18 protein-coding genes are annotated in these 17,257 nt (G+C 66.7%); 6 read left to right on the plus strand and 12 right to left on the minus strand.

From position 1 onward, the window contains the following. Positions 1–43 precede the first annotated feature (43 nt). From cgtA to rplU, 3 genes are all read right to left on the minus strand, one after another. Positions 44–1,261, minus strand: a complete 1,218-nt coding sequence (gene cgtA / locus GCU53_RS07790) for an Obg family GTPase CgtA (protein ID WP_152387118.1) — start codon at positions 1,259–1,261, stop codon at positions 44–46. Between the two features lie 105 nt (positions 1,262–1,366). After that, positions 1,367–1,624, minus strand: coding sequence for a 50S ribosomal protein L27 (rpmA, locus tag GCU53_RS07795; protein WP_039802346.1), 258 nt, complete (start codon positions 1,622–1,624; stop codon positions 1,367–1,369). A gap of 33 nt (positions 1,625–1,657) precedes the next feature. Further along, positions 1,658–1,969, minus strand: coding sequence for a 50S ribosomal protein L21 (gene rplU / locus GCU53_RS07800; RefSeq protein ID WP_152387119.1), 312 nt, complete (start codon positions 1,967–1,969; stop codon positions 1,658–1,660). A gap of 242 nt (positions 1,970–2,211) precedes the next feature. Here rplU and GCU53_RS07805 point away from each other — a divergent pair, with 242 nt between their 5' ends. Further along, entirely contained in the window at positions 2,212–3,180 is a 969-nt protein-coding gene (locus GCU53_RS07805; protein ID WP_152389820.1) for a polyprenyl synthetase family protein, read from the plus strand. Between the two features lie 93 nt (positions 3,181–3,273). Here GCU53_RS07805 and bamJ read toward each other — a convergent pair whose 3' ends face one another. The 5 genes from bamJ to GCU53_RS07830 form a co-directional block, all read right to left on the minus strand. Then, the gene (gene bamJ / locus GCU53_RS07810) at positions 3,274–3,891 is read right to left on the minus strand and encodes a BamJ family beta-barrel-assembly machinery protein (RefSeq protein ID WP_152387120.1); all 618 of its coding nucleotides are present in this window, start codon (positions 3,889–3,891) and stop codon (positions 3,274–3,276) included. A 132-nt stretch (positions 3,892–4,023) separates the two neighbouring features. Then, entirely contained in the window at positions 4,024–4,518 is a 495-nt protein-coding gene (locus tag GCU53_RS07815) for a TIGR00645 family protein (RefSeq protein ID WP_152387121.1), read from the minus strand. A gap of 200 nt (positions 4,519–4,718) precedes the next feature. Then, positions 4,719–5,060: a PA4575 family protein gene (locus tag GCU53_RS07820; RefSeq protein ID WP_152387122.1), complete on the minus strand. Its 342-nt coding sequence runs from the start codon at positions 5,058–5,060 to the stop codon at positions 4,719–4,721. A gap of 160 nt (positions 5,061–5,220) precedes the next feature. Beyond that, positions 5,221–7,641, minus strand: a complete 2,421-nt coding sequence (locus tag GCU53_RS07825) for a Lon protease family protein (RefSeq protein ID WP_152387123.1) — start codon at positions 7,639–7,641, stop codon at positions 5,221–5,223. A 148-nt stretch (positions 7,642–7,789) separates the two neighbouring features. Further along, positions 7,790–8,116 (minus strand): TraR/DksA family transcriptional regulator, encoded by a 327-nt coding sequence (locus GCU53_RS07830; protein ID WP_152387124.1) that lies wholly within the window; start codon positions 8,114–8,116, stop codon positions 7,790–7,792. Between the two features lie 186 nt (positions 8,117–8,302). On the opposite strand from GCU53_RS07830, the gene GCU53_RS07835 reads away from it, so the two are divergent. After that, positions 8,303–8,791, plus strand: a complete 489-nt coding sequence (locus GCU53_RS07835) for a DUF3015 domain-containing protein (RefSeq protein ID WP_152387125.1) — start codon at positions 8,303–8,305, stop codon at positions 8,789–8,791. Between the two features lie 80 nt (positions 8,792–8,871). Then, the gene (locus tag GCU53_RS07840) at positions 8,872–10,734 is read left to right on the plus strand and encodes an Lnb N-terminal periplasmic domain-containing protein (RefSeq protein ID WP_152387126.1); all 1,863 of its coding nucleotides are present in this window, start codon (positions 8,872–8,874) and stop codon (positions 10,732–10,734) included. A gap of 34 nt (positions 10,735–10,768) precedes the next feature. Here the strand turns inward: GCU53_RS07840 and GCU53_RS07845 are convergent, their stop codons facing one another. Both GCU53_RS07845 and GCU53_RS07850 read right to left on the minus strand, forming a co-directional pair. Next, positions 10,769–11,209, minus strand: a complete 441-nt coding sequence (locus tag GCU53_RS07845) for a hypothetical protein (RefSeq protein WP_152387127.1) — start codon at positions 11,207–11,209, stop codon at positions 10,769–10,771. Positions 11,210–11,303: 94 nt separating this feature from the next. After that, positions 11,304–11,858, minus strand: coding sequence for an OsmC family protein (locus tag GCU53_RS07850; protein WP_152387128.1), 555 nt, complete (start codon positions 11,856–11,858; stop codon positions 11,304–11,306). A 243-nt stretch (positions 11,859–12,101) separates the two neighbouring features. Here GCU53_RS07850 and GCU53_RS07855 point away from each other — a divergent pair, with 243 nt between their 5' ends. Next, complete coding sequence (locus tag GCU53_RS07855; protein WP_152387129.1) at positions 12,102–12,401, plus strand: DUF6156 family protein; 300 nt, start codon at positions 12,102–12,104, stop codon at positions 12,399–12,401. 131 nt (positions 12,402–12,532) lie between these two features. On the opposite strand, the gene GCU53_RS07860 is transcribed toward GCU53_RS07855, so the two are convergent. Beyond that, positions 12,533–12,901: a DUF1622 domain-containing protein gene (locus tag GCU53_RS07860; RefSeq protein ID WP_152387130.1), complete on the minus strand. Its 369-nt coding sequence runs from the start codon at positions 12,899–12,901 to the stop codon at positions 12,533–12,535. 135 nt (positions 12,902–13,036) lie between these two features. Next, positions 13,037–14,701, minus strand: a complete 1,665-nt coding sequence (gene ettA, locus GCU53_RS07865; RefSeq protein ID WP_152387131.1) for an energy-dependent translational throttle protein EttA — start codon at positions 14,699–14,701, stop codon at positions 13,037–13,039. A gap of 356 nt (positions 14,702–15,057) precedes the next feature. Between ettA and glyA the strand changes: the two genes are divergently transcribed. Both glyA and GCU53_RS07875 read left to right on the plus strand, forming a co-directional pair. Then, positions 15,058–16,311: a serine hydroxymethyltransferase gene (gene glyA, locus GCU53_RS07870; RefSeq protein WP_152387132.1), complete on the plus strand. Its 1,254-nt coding sequence runs from the start codon at positions 15,058–15,060 to the stop codon at positions 16,309–16,311. Between the two features lie 362 nt (positions 16,312–16,673). After that, positions 16,674–17,192 carry an Hcp family type VI secretion system effector gene (locus GCU53_RS07875; protein WP_039802313.1) on the plus strand — a complete coding sequence of 173 codons (519 nt, stop codon included), beginning with the start codon at positions 16,674–16,676 and terminating at the stop codon, positions 17,190–17,192. Positions 17,193–17,257 lie beyond the last annotated feature (65 nt).

Raw genomic sequence — 17,257 nt, forward strand, 5'->3', positions numbered from 1 at the left:
CGACCCGCCGCCAATCGCGGGCGGACCCTGTCCGCCCCACAGGTCACCGCACGTAGAAGATCTCCGGCCCGTCGCCGTCGTCCTCGTCGTCGAAGTCGTCCTCATCCTCCAGCGCATCGGCGCTCTTCAGGCCGGCACGGCGCAGAGCACGCTGATCGTCGAGCGCCTGCAAGCGTGCGCGCGCCTCGTCCTCGATACGCTGATCCAGCTCGGCCAGCGCCTCGGCGTATTCCGGCTCCTCCGCGATGCGCAGGGCGCGCTCGTCCAGATAGCGCATGATGTCCTGGCAGAGCGCCTCGGTACCCTCCCGCTCCAGCGCGGAGATCACATATACCGGCCCCTGCCAGTCGAGCCGCTCGATCACCGTGCGCAGCCGTTCCTCACGCTCCTCGTCGAGCAACTGGTCGGCCTTGTTCAGCACCAGCCAGCGCTCGCGCTCGGTCAGCGCCGGACTGAACTTCTCCAGCTCGTGCAGGATGGTCTCCGCCGCATCGGCCGGGTCGCTCTCGTCCAGCGGCGCCATGTCCACCAGATGCAGCAGCAGACGGGTACGCGCCAGATGCTTGAGGAAGCGGATGCCCAGCCCGGCGCCCTCCGCCGCGCCCTCGATCAGCCCGGGAATGTCGGCGACCACGAAGCTCTTGTAGCGCCCGACGCTGACCACCCCGAGATTCGGCACCAGGGTGGTGAAGGGATAGTCGGCGACCTTCGGCTTGGCGGCCGACACCGCACGGATGAAGGTGCTCTTGCCGGCGTTCGGCAGACCGAGCAGACCGACGTCGGCCAGCACCTTGAGCTCCAGCTTGAGATCCCGCGCCTCGCCCGGCTTGCCCGGCGTGGTCTGCCGTGGTGCGCGGTTGGTGCTGGACTTGAAGCGGGTGTTGCCCAGACCGTGCCAGCCCCCCTGGGCGACCAGCAGGCGCTGCCCGGCGCGGGTCAGATCGCCGATGATTTCCTGGGTGCCGGCATCGATCACCGTGGTGCCGACCGGTACCGGCAGGATCAGGTCCTCGCCCTTGGCGCCGGTGCAGTCGCAGCTGCCGCCCTTCTCGCCGCGCTGCGCCTCGAAGCGGCGAGTGTAGCGGTAGTCGACCAGGGTATTGAGGTTCTCGTCGGCCTCCATGTACACGGAACCGCCATCGCCGCCGTCGCCACCGTTGGGGCCGCCCTTTTCGATGAACTTTTCGCGACGAAAGCTCATCATGCCGTTGCCACCGTCACCGGCCTTTACAAAAATCGAAACTTCATCGACGAATTTCATGGGTACGCCTCCCGCCAATGGGACGGGCTGAATGAACCGAGTGATACAGGATACAGAAACAAAAAAGCCCCGTCGCATGACAGGGCTTTTCCGGCGATGCCGCGATCAGGCCGATACGACGCTCACGTAGCGACGACCGAAGGCACCCTTCACTTCGAACTTGACCACGCCTTCCACTTTCGCGAAAAGGGTGTGGTCCTTGCCCATGCCGACACCGAAACCGGCGTGGAACTGGGTGCCGCGCTGACGCACGATGATGTTGCCGGCCTTGATGACCTGGCCGCCGAACATTTTCACGCCAAGGCGTTTACTTTCCGAGTCGCGACCGTTGCGGGTAGAACCGCCAGCTTTTTTGTGTGCCATGAGTGCGTTACTCCAAATAGCGGGTATTCAGGCTCAGGCCTGGATACCGGTGATTTTGACTTCGGTGAACCACTGACGGTGGCCCTGGTGCTTCATGTGGTGCTTGCGGCGGCGGAACTTGATGATACTCACCTTGTCATGACGGCCCTGGCCCACGACTTCGGCGGTCACCTTGGCGCCCTCGACCACGGGAGCGCCGATCTTCACGTCGTCACCGTTGCCGACCAGCAGCACGCGATCGAAGGTGACGGAGTCGCCAGTGCCCACTTCGAGCTTTTCGATCTTGAGGAATTCGCCTTCGGCAACCTTGTATTGCTTGCCGCCGGTCACGATTACTGCGTACATGGTATGTCTCCGTTGATCCTGCTCACCCGGCGCTTTATAGAAGGAGTCGTTGGCCGGCATGGCTGCGCGGACTGGATGACCGCCTGCGCAATTGCGTAAGACAGGGAAATACCCAGGGAAGTTAGGGCCCGCGATTGTACGCAAGCGCCAGAAGCCACGCAAGCGCCGCCAGCCCTTGCCTTGACAGCCCATACCCTGCCACCTAGCATGCCGCGGCAACTGATCAGGAGCTCGAGGCGTTGATGCAACCCCAGGCCTTTTACCGCGTGGTCGCGGACGATTTCAGCGCTGTTGACGGCATTATCCGCAAGCAGCTCACCTCGCGCGTCCCCCTGGTGGAGACGATTGGCGATTACATCATTTCCGCCGGCGGCAAGCGCCTGCGCCCCTTGCTGGTGCTGCTATGCGGCAACGCCCTCGGCAAGTGCGACGAGCGGATGCGCCTGCTGGCCGCAGCCATCGAGTTCCTGCACACCTCCACCCTGCTGCACGACGACGTGGTCGACGGCTCCGACCTGCGCCGCGGCCGCTCCACCTCCAACGCCCTGTGGGGCAATGCGCCGAGCGTGCTGGTCGGCGACTTCCTCTATGCCCGCTGCTTCGAGATGCTGGTCGAGCTGGCCTCCATGCCGGTGATGCGCATCATGTCCCAGGCCACCCGGGTGATCGCCGAGGGCGAGGTGCTGCAGCTGTCCAAGGTGCGCGACGCCAGCACCACGGAGGAGACCTACATGGAAGTCATCCGCGGCAAGACCGCGATGCTCTTCGAGGCCGCCAGCCACGGCGCCGCCATCCTGGCCGACGCCACACCCGCGCAGGCCGAGGCGCTGCGCTGCTTCGGCGACTCGCTCGGCGTCGCCTTCCAACTGGTGGACGACCTGCTCGACTACCGCGGCGATGCCGAAACCCTGGGCAAGAACGTCGGCGACGACCTGGCCGAGGGCAAGCCGACCCTGCCGCTGATCTACACCATGCGCGAAGGCACCCCCGAGCAGGCCGCCCTGGTTCGCCGGGCGATTCAGAAGGGCGGGATCGAGGATCTGGCCGCCATCGTCGCCGCCGTGGAGGCCTCCGGCGCCCTGGACTACACCGCCCGCCTGGCCCGCGAGCACGCCGAGCGCGCCATCGCCAGCCTGGACGTCCTGCCGCCCGGCGAATACCGCGACGCCCTCGTCGAGCTGAGCCGCTTCGCCGTGGCGCGTACCCACTGACGGTCAGCCTTCAGCATCGGCCAGAACGAAGAAGCCGGGTCCATGGACCCGGCTTCTTCGTCTTTGCCTGCGGCAACCCGTAGGAACGGCGTCTTACAGCACGTCCAGCAGCTCGACGTCGAACACCAGCACGCTGTGCGGCGGGATGCTGCCGATGGCCTGATCACCGTAGGCCAGTTCGCTCGGCACATAGAGGCGCCACTTGCTGCCGCTGTTCATCAGTTGCAGGGCCTCGGTCCAGCCGGCGATCACGCCGCCGACCGGGAACTCCGCCGGCTGGCCGCGCTGATAGGAGCTGTCGAACACGCTGCCGTCGATCAGGGTGCCATGGTAGTGGGTCCGTACATGGTCTTCGCGGCCCGGCTTGCGGCCCTCGCCGGCCGTCAGCACCTCGTACTGCAGGCCGGAGGCCAGCACGGTGACGCCCTCGCGCTTGGCATTCTCGGCGAGGAAGGCGACGCCTGCGGCAGCCGCCGCCTCGGCCTTGGCCTGGGTTTCGGCCTGCATGCGGTCGCGGATGACCTTGAAACTGGCCGACAACGCGGCCGGCTCGACACGGCTGGGCTGGCCGCTGAAGGCATCGGCCAGGCCGGCCAGCACCGCCTCGAGACTGACCCCCGGCGGCGGATTGTCACGGATCTGGTCGCCCAACTGGCGCCCGATGCCGTAGCTGACGCGGGCTTCGTCGGTGGAAAGGTTTAGTTCGCTCATGACGGAGTTCCAGTCGGTGAAAAGGCCCGACAGACTAGCACAAGCACAGGAGCGGCACGGGAAAGATGATCGGCGGGACGCATCCGCAGGCATGCCGCCGCACAGGGGAAAGTCGCTCAGGAAGCAGCCGCCTCAATGGGCCTTCTTGGCCATCTTCTCCAGATAACTCATGACGAAGGCGGAAATGACGAAGGTCATGTGGATGAGCACGTACCAGAGCAGCTTGTCGTTGGGGATCTTCTGCGCATCCATGAACACGCGCAGCAGGTGGATCGAGGAGATCGCGACGATGGAGGCGGCCACCTTCAGCTTCAGCGAGCCGGAGTCCATCTTGCCCAGCCAGTCGAGCTTTTCCTTGCCTTCGTCGATGTCCAGCTGGGACACGAAGTTCTCGTAGCCGGAAATCATCACCATCACCAGCAGGCCGCCGACCAGCGACATGTCGATCATCGACAGCAGGACCAGGATCAGCTCCGCCTCGGCCATCTCGAACACATGTGGCAACAGATGATAGAGCTCCTGGAAGAACTTCAGGGTCAGCGCCAGCAGGGCCAGGGACAGACCGATATAGATCGGCGCCAGCAGCCAGCGAGAGGCATACATCGCATTCTCGAGAAAACGTTCCATGGGGCATCCACTCAGCCAAAAACGGCGGCGAGTATACCCATGGGCAGGAACGGGACAAAGATGCCTGCCGGGGCCGGAAACGCCCGGCAACATATCCCCAACCACTGTGGATAACCCTGTGAACGGAGCGCGGATGGATGCCTTCGGAGCCCGCCAGGCGGCCCTCCGCTCCCATCGTACAAATCTCGGACAGCACCTGTTCAGAACTCCGGCCGGGACTCGCAGCTGCCCGGCCGACAGCGTTGCGGGCCGTTCAGCCGGCGCAGTTCGGCCTGCAGATGGAGGCACCAGATGAGCGGGTCGGAGCTCTCCTGATAGCCCACGCCAGCCAGGGTGGCGGCAACCTCGTCGAGTACCCGCCCTGCCGCCACGGGCCCGCGGAACGGCCCCTGTGCCTTGACCGAGGACGGTTGCGCGCCGGACAGACCGGCAGCGAAGAGCAGGATCCACAGCCCCTGCTCCCCCGCCAGCGGGCGGGTTGCCAATTCGATGCGAACGGTCAGCCCCAGGCAGTTCCGGATCAGACAAAGCGTGCGTGACATAGGGCAATCCCCCTTCAGGGTTTTGCTTTCAGCGTACACCCCGCACGGCAACCCAGGAAAATTTTTGCATCCGCCAAATCTGTGGATAAGTCTGTGAGCGAATCCGGGACAATCGAAACCGCACTGCGGCATTCGGCCGCCCCGGTCTGCCGTGGCCCGCTCACTCCTGAAGGCCGATCTGCGGCTCCTTCGGCTTGCCCGAATCCTCCTCCATGCCCATTTCGGCGATTTCCCGCAGCCGCTCGACCACCCGTGCATTGACGCTGCCGACCGGGAAGCGGCCCTGCCCGTCCGGTGCGCCGGCCGGTTCGCCGAGCAGCAGGCTGAGCGCCTCGTCCACCTGGCGCACCGCATAGACATGGAAGCATCCGGCGCGCACCGCCTGCAGCACGCGCTCGTCAAGCATCAGATTGGTGACGTTGGCGCGCGGGATGATCACTCCCTGCTCGCCGGTCAGACCGCGCGCCTCGCAGAGACGGAAGAAGCCCTCGATCTTCTCGTTGACCCCACCGACCGCCTGCACCTCGCCGAACTGGTTGATCGAGCCGGTGATGGCGAAGCACTGCTTGAGCGGGGTGCGCGACAACGCCGAGATCAGCGTGCAGACCTCGCCGAGCGAGGCGCTGTCGCCGTCGACGTAGCCGTAGGACTGCTCCAGGGCGATGCTCGCCGAGATCTCCAGGGGAAACTCCTGGGCATAGCGGCTGCCGAGGTAGCCGGTGAGGATCATCACGCCCTTGGAGTGGATCGGCTGGCCGAGGTTGACCTCGCGCTCGATGTCGACGATCCCCGAACCGCCCGGATAGACGGTGGCGGAGATCCGCGCCGGCACGCCGAACACGGAGTCGCCGATCTCCAGCACGGTGAGCCCGTTGCATTTGCCGGTCGCCGCACCCGCGGTGTCGATCAGGATGATGCCGGCGAGCATGTCGTCGAGAATGCGCGCCGAAACCCGTCCGGTGCGGGTTTCCTTGGCCTTCAGGGCGCGCTCGATGTGGCCGACGTCGGTCAGGGCCTCGCCGGCCAGGTGGCGGATGAAGTCGGCCTCGCTGACCAGTTGGAAGAGATCGCCGATGCGCGCCGACAGCCGCCCCTGATGCTCGGCCAGACGCGCGCTGTAGGTCGCCAGGCGTGCCACGGCCGGACCGGTCAGGGGCGCCATGCCCTCCTCCGAGGTGCGTGTCTTGAGCAACTGGGCGAACTGCTCGAGGCTGTCGTTGCCGAGGGGGATCTCCTCGTCGAAGTCCACCAGCACGCGGAACATCTCCTGGAAGTCGGGATCCACCTCCTGCAGCGCGTAATAGAGCTGGCGGGAGCCGACGATCACCACCTTGACCTGCAGCGGGATGACCTGGGGGGTGAGGGTCACGGTCGCCAGGCGCCCCAGCTCGGCCAGTGGCGACTCCATCTTCAGCTGGCGCGAATGCAGGGCGCGCTTGAGGGCATCCCAGACGAAGGGCTCGCCGAGCAGACGCTCCGCCTCGAGGATCAGGAAACCGCCGTTGGCGCGGTGCAGCGCGCCCGGACGCAACTGGCGATAACTGGTGTAGAGCGCGCCCTGATCGGTGCCGTACTCGATGCGGCCGAACAGGTTGTCGTAGGTCGGGTGCGGCTCGAACACCACCGGCGCGCCCCCCTGGCAGTGGTGGCCGACCACCAGGCTCGGGCAGTACTGCTCGACCAGCAGCGCACGCCGCTGGGCATCGGCGGCGTTCTCGTCGCTCAGTTGCTCGACCACGGTGCGCAGCAGATTGACCTGCATCGCCTGAAGATAAGCGCAGATTCCGGAATTTTCTGCATACTTTTCCGAAAGCGGCGCGAGCAGCGGCTGCAGGGCCACCGTGATGGTTTCCTCGTTGAGCTGGCGCAGCTGGTTGCTCGACTCGCGCTTCCACTGCGGCAGGCTGGACAGCTCCTCGTTGAGACGGTCCTCGAGGTAGCCGATGTCCTCGTGGAAACGCTCGCGCTCGGCCTCCGGCAGCAGGGCGAACTCGCCCTCGTCCAGCGTCTTGCCGTCCTTCATCGGGGTGAAGGCGATGTTGGCGCTGTCGCGGTACAGGGCGATGCCCTTGTCCAGCGCCTGGCGCTCGATGCAGTCCAGGGCGCGGTCGTAGCGCTGATTGAAGCCGCGGTCGATGGCGCTCTTCTTCTGCTGATAGGTCGGCGTCTCGAACACCGCCGGAAAGGTTGCCAGCAGATTGTCGACCAGCAGATTGAGGTCGGCGATGAACTCGCTGGCGCTGCCCGCCGCGAGCTGCAGCGAGCGCGGTTCGCGGGGCTCGTCGAAGTGATTGACATAGACCCAGTCGGACGGCGTTTCCAGGCGCTTGGCCTCGGCCTGCAGGTAGCGCTTGACGTAGGAGAAGCGGCCGGTGCCCGGCTCGCCCATGACATAGACGTTGTACCCCGGGCGCGGCATCGCCACGCCGAACTGCAACGCCTCCACCGCACGCTCCTGACCGAGCACGCCGCGAAAGGGTTCCAGCTCGTCGGTACTGGTGAAGGCGAACTGGGCGGGATCGAAGGGACGGGTCAGCTCATCGGGTGCCAGGCGCAGGCCGGCAGCAACGGAGTCGGGCATCGAGAGTCCTTACATCGGGCGGCAGGTGCCGCGGAGAGGGGGGAAAACAGTCGCCATTCTGGCCTTCGCACCGGCCAGCCGCAAGGCGCCCCATCGATGCCGCACGACGGACGATGCCCCTCATTCGATCAACAGGTCACTCCCGGCCTCAGTGCTCCAGCCCGGCACAGTGCAGGCAGAGCTCGGCGACCGGCAACGCCGCCAGCCGCGCCGGCTCGATGGGCTGGCCACAACGCCGGCAGATACCGTAGCGGCCCTCCGCCAACCGCTGGCGCGCCCGCTCGACCTGGCGCATGCCGGCCTCGGCCTCGGCCAGCAGGGCCTGCAGGACCTCGTCGTTCTGCCGCTCGCCGGCGCGCTCGGTGGCATCCGTGTCGTGCGGCTGGGCCAGATCGTCGCGGAGGGCCTCGGCGCGCTGCCGATAGTCCCGGTACAGACGATCGAGGGTGTCCTGTGGATCGAAGGCGTCGGACATGTTCGCTCCCGGGAATCAACCATACTTCTGTTCAGTGTGGCCCAGACTGGGCGACATGCAGTGATCTATATCAAACGCCCTGCTGCCACCAAGGCGGCTGCCTTGACAGCCCCACGGCGTTGCAAAATGCTGCGCACCGGCCGGCAAGAACCGGCCCATATCCACATGAAGAAGAAGAGATAATCGATGAAAAGGATTCTGCTGGGTTCCCTGTTCGCCATCGCCTCCGTCAATGCCTTCGCCGAGGCGCCGGGTGGTCCGGGCTGCGGCTGGGGCAACATGCTGTTCAAGGGACAACGCGGTATGGCCTCGCACCTGGTCGCCTCGACCACCAACGGTTCCTCGGGCAACGCCACCTTCGGCATGACCTCCGGCACCAACGGCTGCCGTACCGACGGTGCCCTGGCCTACCATGGCAAGTCGATGCTGGTGCTGGGCGGCATCATGGACGAGCTTTCCGAGGACATGGCCAAGGGCGAAGGCGAAGCCCTGAGCACCTACGCCGTGGTGCTCGGCGTGCAGCCGGAAGACCGTGCCTACTTCGCCGCCGTGACCCGTGAGCACTTCATGGAAATCTTCAGCTCCGCCGACGTCACCGCCGAGGACGTGCACAACGCCACCCTGGCCGTGCTGAAGAAGGACGCCCGTCTGGCCAAATACGCCGAACAGGCCTGACCCGGCCGGGCCGCAGCGGCCCGCTGCCGCCTCGTGCCCGCTTCGGCGGGCACTTTTCTGTCCGATCGCTTTAGTCCTCCATGCTCAAACGCCTGCTTCCCCTTCTGCTGGGCGGCGCCTGCGCCGCGCTCCAGGCCGCACCGCAACTGCCGGCGGCGCAGTTGCACGAGTTGGCCACGGATCCCTTCTGGCTCGCCCTTGGCCACTACCAGCGCGACCGACTGGGCGGCTGGCGCAGCCATGTCGACGATGCCGAATTCTTCCTGGCCGAGCGGGGCGAGCGCGACCCGAAAGCGGAACTCGCCGCCACCCTGGCCGCCCTCTACCAGGAACCGGCCCTCGCCGACCACCACCCCCAATGCCGCTTTCCGGCTCGCACCCGCTGGCTGCGCGAGCGACTGGCGCTCGACGGCCTGCCGCAGCCGCAGTGCCGCGAATACATCGACTGGCATGCCGAGATCGCCCCGTACAGCACGGTACTGGTGTTCCCCGCCGCCTACCTGAACAGCCCCTCGTCGATGTTCGGCCACACCCTGCTGCGCATCGACCCGGCCGACCTCGACACCCAGGGCAGCCCGCTGCTCAGCTATGCGCTGAACTTCGGCGCCTACATCGAGGGCAGCGACAACAGCGTCCTGTATGCCTGGAAGGGCCTGATGGGCGGCTATCCCGGCCTCTTCGCCCTGCTGCCGTACCGGGAAAAGCTCGCCGAATACAGCCGCCTGGAAAACCGCGACCTCTGGGAATACCGCCTGAACCTCAGCGCCGAGGAAACCGGGCGGATGGTCGAGCACGTCTGGGAACTGCGGCAAATCCAGTTCGATTACTACTTCTTCGACGAAAACTGCTCCTACCGTCTGCTCGAGCTGCTGGAGATCGCCCGCCCGGGCCTGGCGCTGACCGACCAGTTCCCGCTCACCGCCATCCCCGCCGATACCGTGCGCGCGGTGCAGCAGGCCGGACTGATCGAGCGTACCGATTACCGTCCCTCGCGGGAGAAGGAGCTGCTCGCGCGCGCCGGCCTCCTGAGCCGCACGGAGCAGGACTGGACGCGGCGTCTGGCCGGGGACAGCGCCCCGCTCGCCAGCCCGGCCTTCCAGGCGCTGCCGACCGAGCGCCGGGCACTGGTGCAGGACGCCGCCTACCGGCTGATCCGCTACCGCAAGAACGGCGAGGAGCGCGACGCAGCCAGCGCCCGCGACAGCTACCGCCTGCTGCAGGCGATCAACCGCAACCCGCCGCCGCGCCTGGCCGAGGAGCGCCCGGTAGCGCCGGAGAACGGCCACCCGTCGCGCACCTGGCAATTCGGCCTCGGCCAGCGCGAACAGCGCAGCTTCGCCGACTACGGCCTGCGCATGGCCTATCACGACCTGGCGGACAATCTCGACGGCTTCCCCCTCGGCGCGCAGATCGAGATCGCCCAGCTCAAGCTGCGCCAGTACGAGGGCAATCACTGGCAGCTGCAGCGGCTGGATGTGGCCAACATCCGTTCCCTGACTCCGCGCAGCGCCCTGCTCTCCCCCTGGTCCTGGCAGGTCGGCGGCGGCCTGGAGCGGGTCATCGGCAAGGGGCATCACGACGACGAGCAATTGGTCGGCCACCTGAACGGCGGCGCCGGCGTCACCTGGCAGCTCGCCGACAATCTGTTGGGCTTCGCCCTGGTCACCGCCCGGCTGGAGCAGAACGAGGACTTCGCCGCCTTCCTCAGCCCGGCCGCCGGCTTCGATGCCGGGCTGCTGTGGCGCAACCGGCTGGGCAACCTCGGCCTGGAGGCCCGCGCCGACTACTTCCACAACGGCGAGGTGCGCCGCGCGCTGAGCCTGGCCCAGCAATGGGAAATCGCCGGCAACCTCGGCCTGCGCCTGGCCGCCCGTCGCGAATTCAGCCACATGGGCTCCCCTGCCAGCGAGCTGAGCCTGCAGTTGCGCTGGTATCACTATTGAGGAGACCGTGCGCGAGGCCTGCGGCTCTGCCGCCCTATTCCCTGCTCGCCGCCGGCCCATCGAGACGGAGCGGGCGTCCCGCCCCACCGCTCTCCAGCGCCCTCCTCGCCGGCTCGACGACCTCCTCGAGCGGCAAGGCGGCCACCGCCTGCTGCGCCTGCCGCCCGGCGCTGCGCCGCACATCCTCCAGCTCCGCCTTCAGCGCCTCGTTCTCCTGACGGAACATCTCCGCCACCTCGCGCCAGACCCGGGCGACCACCTCCTGCTCGCGCGCCTCGCCCGGCGAGCCGGCCCGGCGTGCCCGCTCGTCCGCCTGCGCGGCCCTGGCTTCGGCCTTGTCCAGATTGGCCACCCGGCGCCGGCGCAGGATCTCCCGGAGCCTGTCGAACAGCCAGTCGGAGAACTCGTCCAGGATCCTCCCGAGAAGCACCTTGACCACCGGCCCGAGCAGGCCAATCAGGAGTTTGCCAAGCATTGCCGTTTCGCTCCGAATCAGGTTCCCATCCGGCCGGAGGAGCCCGGCCGGTAGGCGGCGCAGCTTGCCGGAAAGGCCACCCGGCGTGCAAACCTCAGCGTGCCTCGATGTCGATATCCACCTTCGCGCCCTGGACAAGCGTGTTGTAGACCGGCGAGAACGCGGCCAGCTCCTTGAGCAGTTCGAGGTTTTCCGGGGCGGTCTTCACCCGGAACTTCACGCGGATGGCCGTGTAGCCCTTGGGCACCGTCGGATCCAGCCCGAGAAAGCCGCGCAGGTCGATGTCGCCCTCCAGTTCCGACTCCAGCTCGTCGATGGCGATGCCGCGCACCGCCGCGTGGGCGACCATGCTGGTGGTGATGCAGCCGGCCAGGGCATTGAGCAGGTGCTCGACCGGATTGGCGGCCCGGTCCTCGCCGGCCAGCACGCCGGGCTCGTCCGCCTGCAGTTCGAACGGCTCCCGGTGGGCGATCTCCCGCCCGGCACCGTGGAAGCCGGAAATGGTGCTGCAGTTGCGCGTGGCGCCGAGCCACCGGTTGCGCGCCCGGAACCTGCAGGCGCCCAGAGCAGGATCCTTCCGGATGGCGCCGATGGTTTCCTCGAGTACTGTCAGATCGATGCCGTTCACACGGCTGATGTTCTTTTCCATCGCTCTTCTCCCCTGCCAGACACGTGAGCGGTGACCAGGCGGATGCGCGCCCCTGCAGGTGCCGAGCGCCCGGCCCCGGAAAGGCCGCCAGGCGACCCAATAGCGTATTAGCCCCTCCCGGGCACGCCGGCCAGTCCGGTTCGTCGCGGCACTGCCCGCCCGGCGGCGGTTCTCCCGCGCCGCACCGCCGGCGCTTTGTGCGATCATCGCGCCTTCGAAAAACCACACCAGATGAGAGGAAACATGAGCAGCGAAGCTTCCGGCACCTGCCGCCACTTCGTTACCTACAGCGGCATCAAACTGCCGCTGAAGCTGATGAACGAGCTCGACGAAGCCGGTCTCCACAACCGCAACACCTTCTTCCGCGGCCACTTCGACGAACAGGACCGCCTGATCAAGATGGAGAAGATCGTCTACGGCGAGCTGGAGCTGCAGCACGTCTACAGCTACCACGCCAACGGCGCCCTGCGTCAGGCCGAGATCACCGACGCCGACGAGGAAGTCACGGTGCTCGACTTCGACGAGAACGGCCAGCCGGTCTGAAGCCCCCCATGCTGCCCTGACCGGCATGAGCTCGCGCATGACGAAAGCCCCCGGCACCGCCCGGGGGGCAACCTGAAGGAAAGGCTTCTGCTTGCTGCAAGTCCAGACATGAGCGGAGGCGGAATCCCCTGTCAGATATCCGCATCGCCCCGGCTCGCCGGCTCCGCCGCCCGCTGCCATGGCCAGCGGCCGTCCAACTCGACCTGCAGGGACATGCTCAGGAAGGTCCGGATCAGGACGATCAGCCCCAGGACGAGGACGCTCTCGAGCGTCGGGGTCACAGCCACCGTGCGGATGATGTCGGCCGCCACCAGAAACTCCAGCCCGAGCAGGATCCCCCGCCCCAGATCGTGCCGCAACTGCCGATAGGGGGTGGCCGTCCGCCGGCCGGCAATGCAGAAGCGGACCGCGGCGACCCCTATTCCAAGCACGATGATCACAACCCCGGCGCCATCGATCGCGAGACCGGCGACCTCGATCATTTCATCCAGTGAAGGCATGGCGTTCCTCCCCAGCGGGCACCCATGGTATCGGCAGCCTTCCGAAAAACCTCGCTGCCTCGTCCAAAACGAAAAAGCCCCTGCCGCTGTGGCAGGGGCTTCTCGTCTCGGGCCTGCTTGTGGCTGCCTTCGAGTTTACGCCAGCTTCTTGTAGCGCACCCGGTGCGGCTGGGCGGCGGCGTCGCCGAGGCGCTTCTTGCGGTCGGCCTCGTACTCGGTGTAGTTGCCCTCGAAGAACACCACGCTGGAGTCGTCCTCGTAGGAGAGGATGTGGGTGGCGATGCGGTCGAGGAACCAGCGGTCGTGGGAAATCACGATGGCCGAGCCAGGGAAGTCCAGCAGCGCCTCTTCCAGGGCGCGCAGGGTTTCCACGTCGAGGTCGTTGGACGGTTCGTCGAGCAGCAGCACGTTGCCGCCCTGCTTCAGGGTCAGCGCCAGGTGCAGGCGACCGCGCTCACCGCCGGAGAGGTCCTTGACGAACTTCTGCTGGTCGGCGCCCTTGAAGTTGAAGCGGCCCACGTAGCTGCGCGAAGGCACCTCGTAGTTGCCGATGCGGATCTGGTCGAGACCGTCGGAGACCTGCTCCCAGACGGTCTTGCTGCCGTCCAGGCTGTCGCGGCTCTGGTCGACGCTGGCGACCTGCACGCTGTCGCCGAGCTCGATGGTGCCGGCGTCCGGGGTTTCCCGGCCGAGGATCATGCGGAACAGGGTCGACTTGCCCGCGCCGTTGCCGCCGATCACCCCGACGATGGCGCCCTTGGGCACGGCGAAGGACAAATCGTCGATCAGCACGCGGTCACCGTAGCCCTTGCGCACGTGGCTGAACTCGATGACCTTGTCGCCCAGGCGGGGACCGGCCGGGATGTAGATCTCGTTGGTCTCGCTGCGCTTCTGGAATTCCTGGGACTGCATCTCCTCGAAACGCTGCAGGCGCGCCTTGGACTTGGCCTGGCGGGCCTTGGCACCCTGGCGCACCCATTCCAGCTCGGCCTTCATGGCCTTGGCGTGAGCAGCCTCGGCCTTGGCTTCCTGGGTCAGGCGGGCGGCCTTGGATTCCAGCCACTGCGAGTAGTTGCCCTCGAAGGGGATGCCGTGGCCGCGGTCCAGTTCGAGGATCCAGCCGGCGACGTTGTCGAGGAAGTAGCGGTCGTGGGTGATCGCCACCACGGTGCCGGGGAAGTCGTGGAGGAAATGCTCCAGCCAGGCCACGGAGTCGGCGTCCAGGTGGTTGGTCGGCTCGTCCAGGAGCAGCATGTCGGGCGCCGACAGCAGCAGACGGCACAGCGCCACGCGGCGCTTCTCGCCGCCGGAGAGGTGCTCGATCTTCGCCTCCCACGGCGGCAGGCGCAGGGCGTCGGCGGCGACTTCCAACTGGCGCTCGAGGTTGTGGCCGTCGGACGCCTGGAGGATCGCCTCCAGCTTGGCCTGCTCGGCGGCCAGCGCATCGAAGTCGGCATCCGGTTCGGCGTAGGCGGCGTAGACCTCGTCGAGGCGGGCCTGGGCCTGCTTGATCTCGCCCACCGCCTCCTCGACGATGTCGCGCACCGTCTTCTCCGGATCGAGCTGCGGCTCCTGCGGCAGGTAGCCGACCTTGATGCCGGGCATCGGCCGGGCCTCGCCGTCGAACTCGGTGTCGACCCCGGCCATGATCCGCAGCAGGGTCGACTTGCCCGCGCCGTTGAGGCCGAGCACGCCGATCTTGGCGCCTGGGAAGAACGACAGGGAGATGTCCTTGAGGATTTCACGCTTCGGGGGCACGACCTTGCTGACCCGATGCATGGTGTAGACGTATTGAGCCATGAATGACCTTGGTTTCGACCAGGAAATGGAAACGGGAAGACGGGGGCGCCTAGCCGGGGGCGCCTAGCCGGGGACACCCGGCCAGGGGCGCGGCCGAACGGCGATCCGCGACAGCTCAGTGACACCGGCTGCCCGGCCCCCGCGCGTGCCGGCAAAGCTACCCGAAATGCGCCGGGCAAACCAGACGAGGGGCGCCCCGGGCGGCGAGCGGCTTTACTGTGGGGAAGATGGCGCGGCCCGCGAGATGAGCCCGGCTCGCCCACAGTTGATCGTCTTTCATGTGCCGGCCCGCTGCGGATAGGGTAGAATCCGCGCCCTCTTTAAATCTACCGCCCAGCCGAACCCAGGGGATTGCCATGTTCAGCCGTGATTTGACCCTCGCCCGCTACGATGCCGAACTGTTCGCCGCCATGGAGCAAGAAGCCCAGCGCCAGGAGGATCACATCGAGCTGATCGCGTCCGAGAACTACACCAGCCCCGCCGTGATGGAGGCCCAAGGTTCGGTACTCACCAACAAGTACGCCGAAGGCTATCCGGGCAAGCGCTACTACGGCGGCTGCGAGTACGTCGACATCGTCGAGCAGCTGGCCATCGACCGCGCCAAGCAGCTGTTCGGCGCCGACTACGCCAACGTCCAGCCGCACGCCGGATCGCAGGCCAACGCCGCGGTCTACCTGGCCCTGCTCAACGCCGGCGACACCATCCTCGGCATGAGCCTGGCCCACGGCGGCCATCTGACTCACGGCGCCAGCGTGTCCTCCTCCGGCAAGCTGTACCATGCGGTGCAGTACGGCATCGACGGCAACGGCCTGATCGACTACGACGAAGTCGAGCGCCTGGCCCTCGAGCACAAGCCGAAGATGATCGTCGCCGGCTTCTCCGCCTACTCCCAGGTGCTGGACTTCCCGCGCTTCCGCGCCATCGCCGACAAGGTCGGTGCCTACCTGTTCGTCGACATGGCCCACGTCGCCGGCCTGGTCGCCGCCGGCGTGTATCCCAACCCGATCCCCTTCGCCGACGTGGTCACCACCACCACCCACAAGACCCTGCGCGGCCCGCGCGGCGGCCTGATCCTCGCCCGCAGGAACGAGGAGATCGAGAAGAAGCTCAACTCCGCGGTCTTCCCGGGCACCCAGGGCGGCCCGCTGGAGCACGTGATCGCTGCCAAGGCGGTGTGCTTCAAGGAAGCCCTGCAGCCGGAGTTCAAGGAATACCAGCAGCAGGTGGTGAAGAACGCCCAGGCCATGGCCCAGGTGTTCATCGAGCGCGGCTTCGACGTGGTGTCCGGCGGCACCCAGAACCACCTGTTCCTGCTGTCGCTGATCAAGCAGGACATCACCGGCAAGGACGCGGACGCCGCCCTGGGCCGCGCCTTCATCACCGTGAACAAGAACAGCGTGCCGAACGACCCGCGCTCGCCCTTCGTCACCTCAGGTCTGCGTATCGGCACCCCGGCCGTGACCACCCGCGGCTTCAAGGAAGCCGAGTGCCGCGAGCTGGCCGGCTGGATCTGCGACATCCTCGCCGACCTGAACAACGAGGCGGTGATCGACGCCGTGCGCGAGAAGGTCAAGGCCGTCTGCGCCCGCCTGCCGGTTTACGGCAACTAAGCCTCGCCTCCTGGAAAAGCCCGGCCCCGCGCCGGGCTTTTTCGTCTCCTGCCGGCGCACCGGCACGACAAGCACGCGCCCCCCCCTGCAGTGCTGGCCACTGCGCAAGCCCTTGCGCCATCGGCTCCCCGCATCCCTCCCGAGACAGCCTCAAGCCCCGCCAGCCGTAGCTTTCGGACAGGAGGCAAGTTCTCGTCCATCTCTACGCAAAAAGCTGCGCAAGGGTTGCCGACAGCCGTCACACAGTTTCGGCTCTCCCAGCCCATCTTCTTGATTTAAAAGGATTAGTGGGTTCGGCACGGGTCTTGTCTGGTTTCGACTTCCGGACCGCTCCGGTCCATCACCCAGCAAGGAGAGTCCCCATGCCAACACCCGCGTACCTGTCCCTCGAAGGCACCAAGCAGGGCCTGATCACTGCCGGCACCTTCACCGAGGATTCGGTCGGCAATATCTTCCAGGAAGGCCACGAGGACCAGATCCTGGTTCAGGCCTTCAACCACCAGGTGATCATTCCCCGCGACCCGCAGTCCGGCCAGCCCACCGGCCAGCGCGTGCACAAGCCGCTGATGATCACCAAGGTGTTCGACAAGTCCTCGCCGCTGATCTTCAACGCCCTCACCTCCGGCGAGCGCCTGGCCAAGTGCCGCCTGGAGTGGTTCCGCACCTCGGCCACCGGCACCCAGGAGCACTACTTCACCATCGAGCTGGAGGATGCGGTGATCGTCGACGTGCAGTCACGCATGCCGAACTGCCAGGACCCGAACATGGCGCACTTCACCCATCTGGAGGACGTCTATTTCACCTACCGCAAGATCGTCTGGACCCACGAGGTGTCCGGCACCTCCGGCTCCGACGACTGGCGCACGCCGATCTCCGCCTGACCGCCGCGGCCGCACCGGCCGCCACTCCTGGCCAGGGGCGGCGAATGTTCGCTCCCGGCCCGTGC

The sequence above is a fragment of the Azotobacter salinestris genome (assembly GCF_009363155.1).
GTDB classification, from domain to species: domain Bacteria; phylum Pseudomonadota; class Gammaproteobacteria; order Pseudomonadales; family Pseudomonadaceae; genus Azotobacter; species Azotobacter salinestris.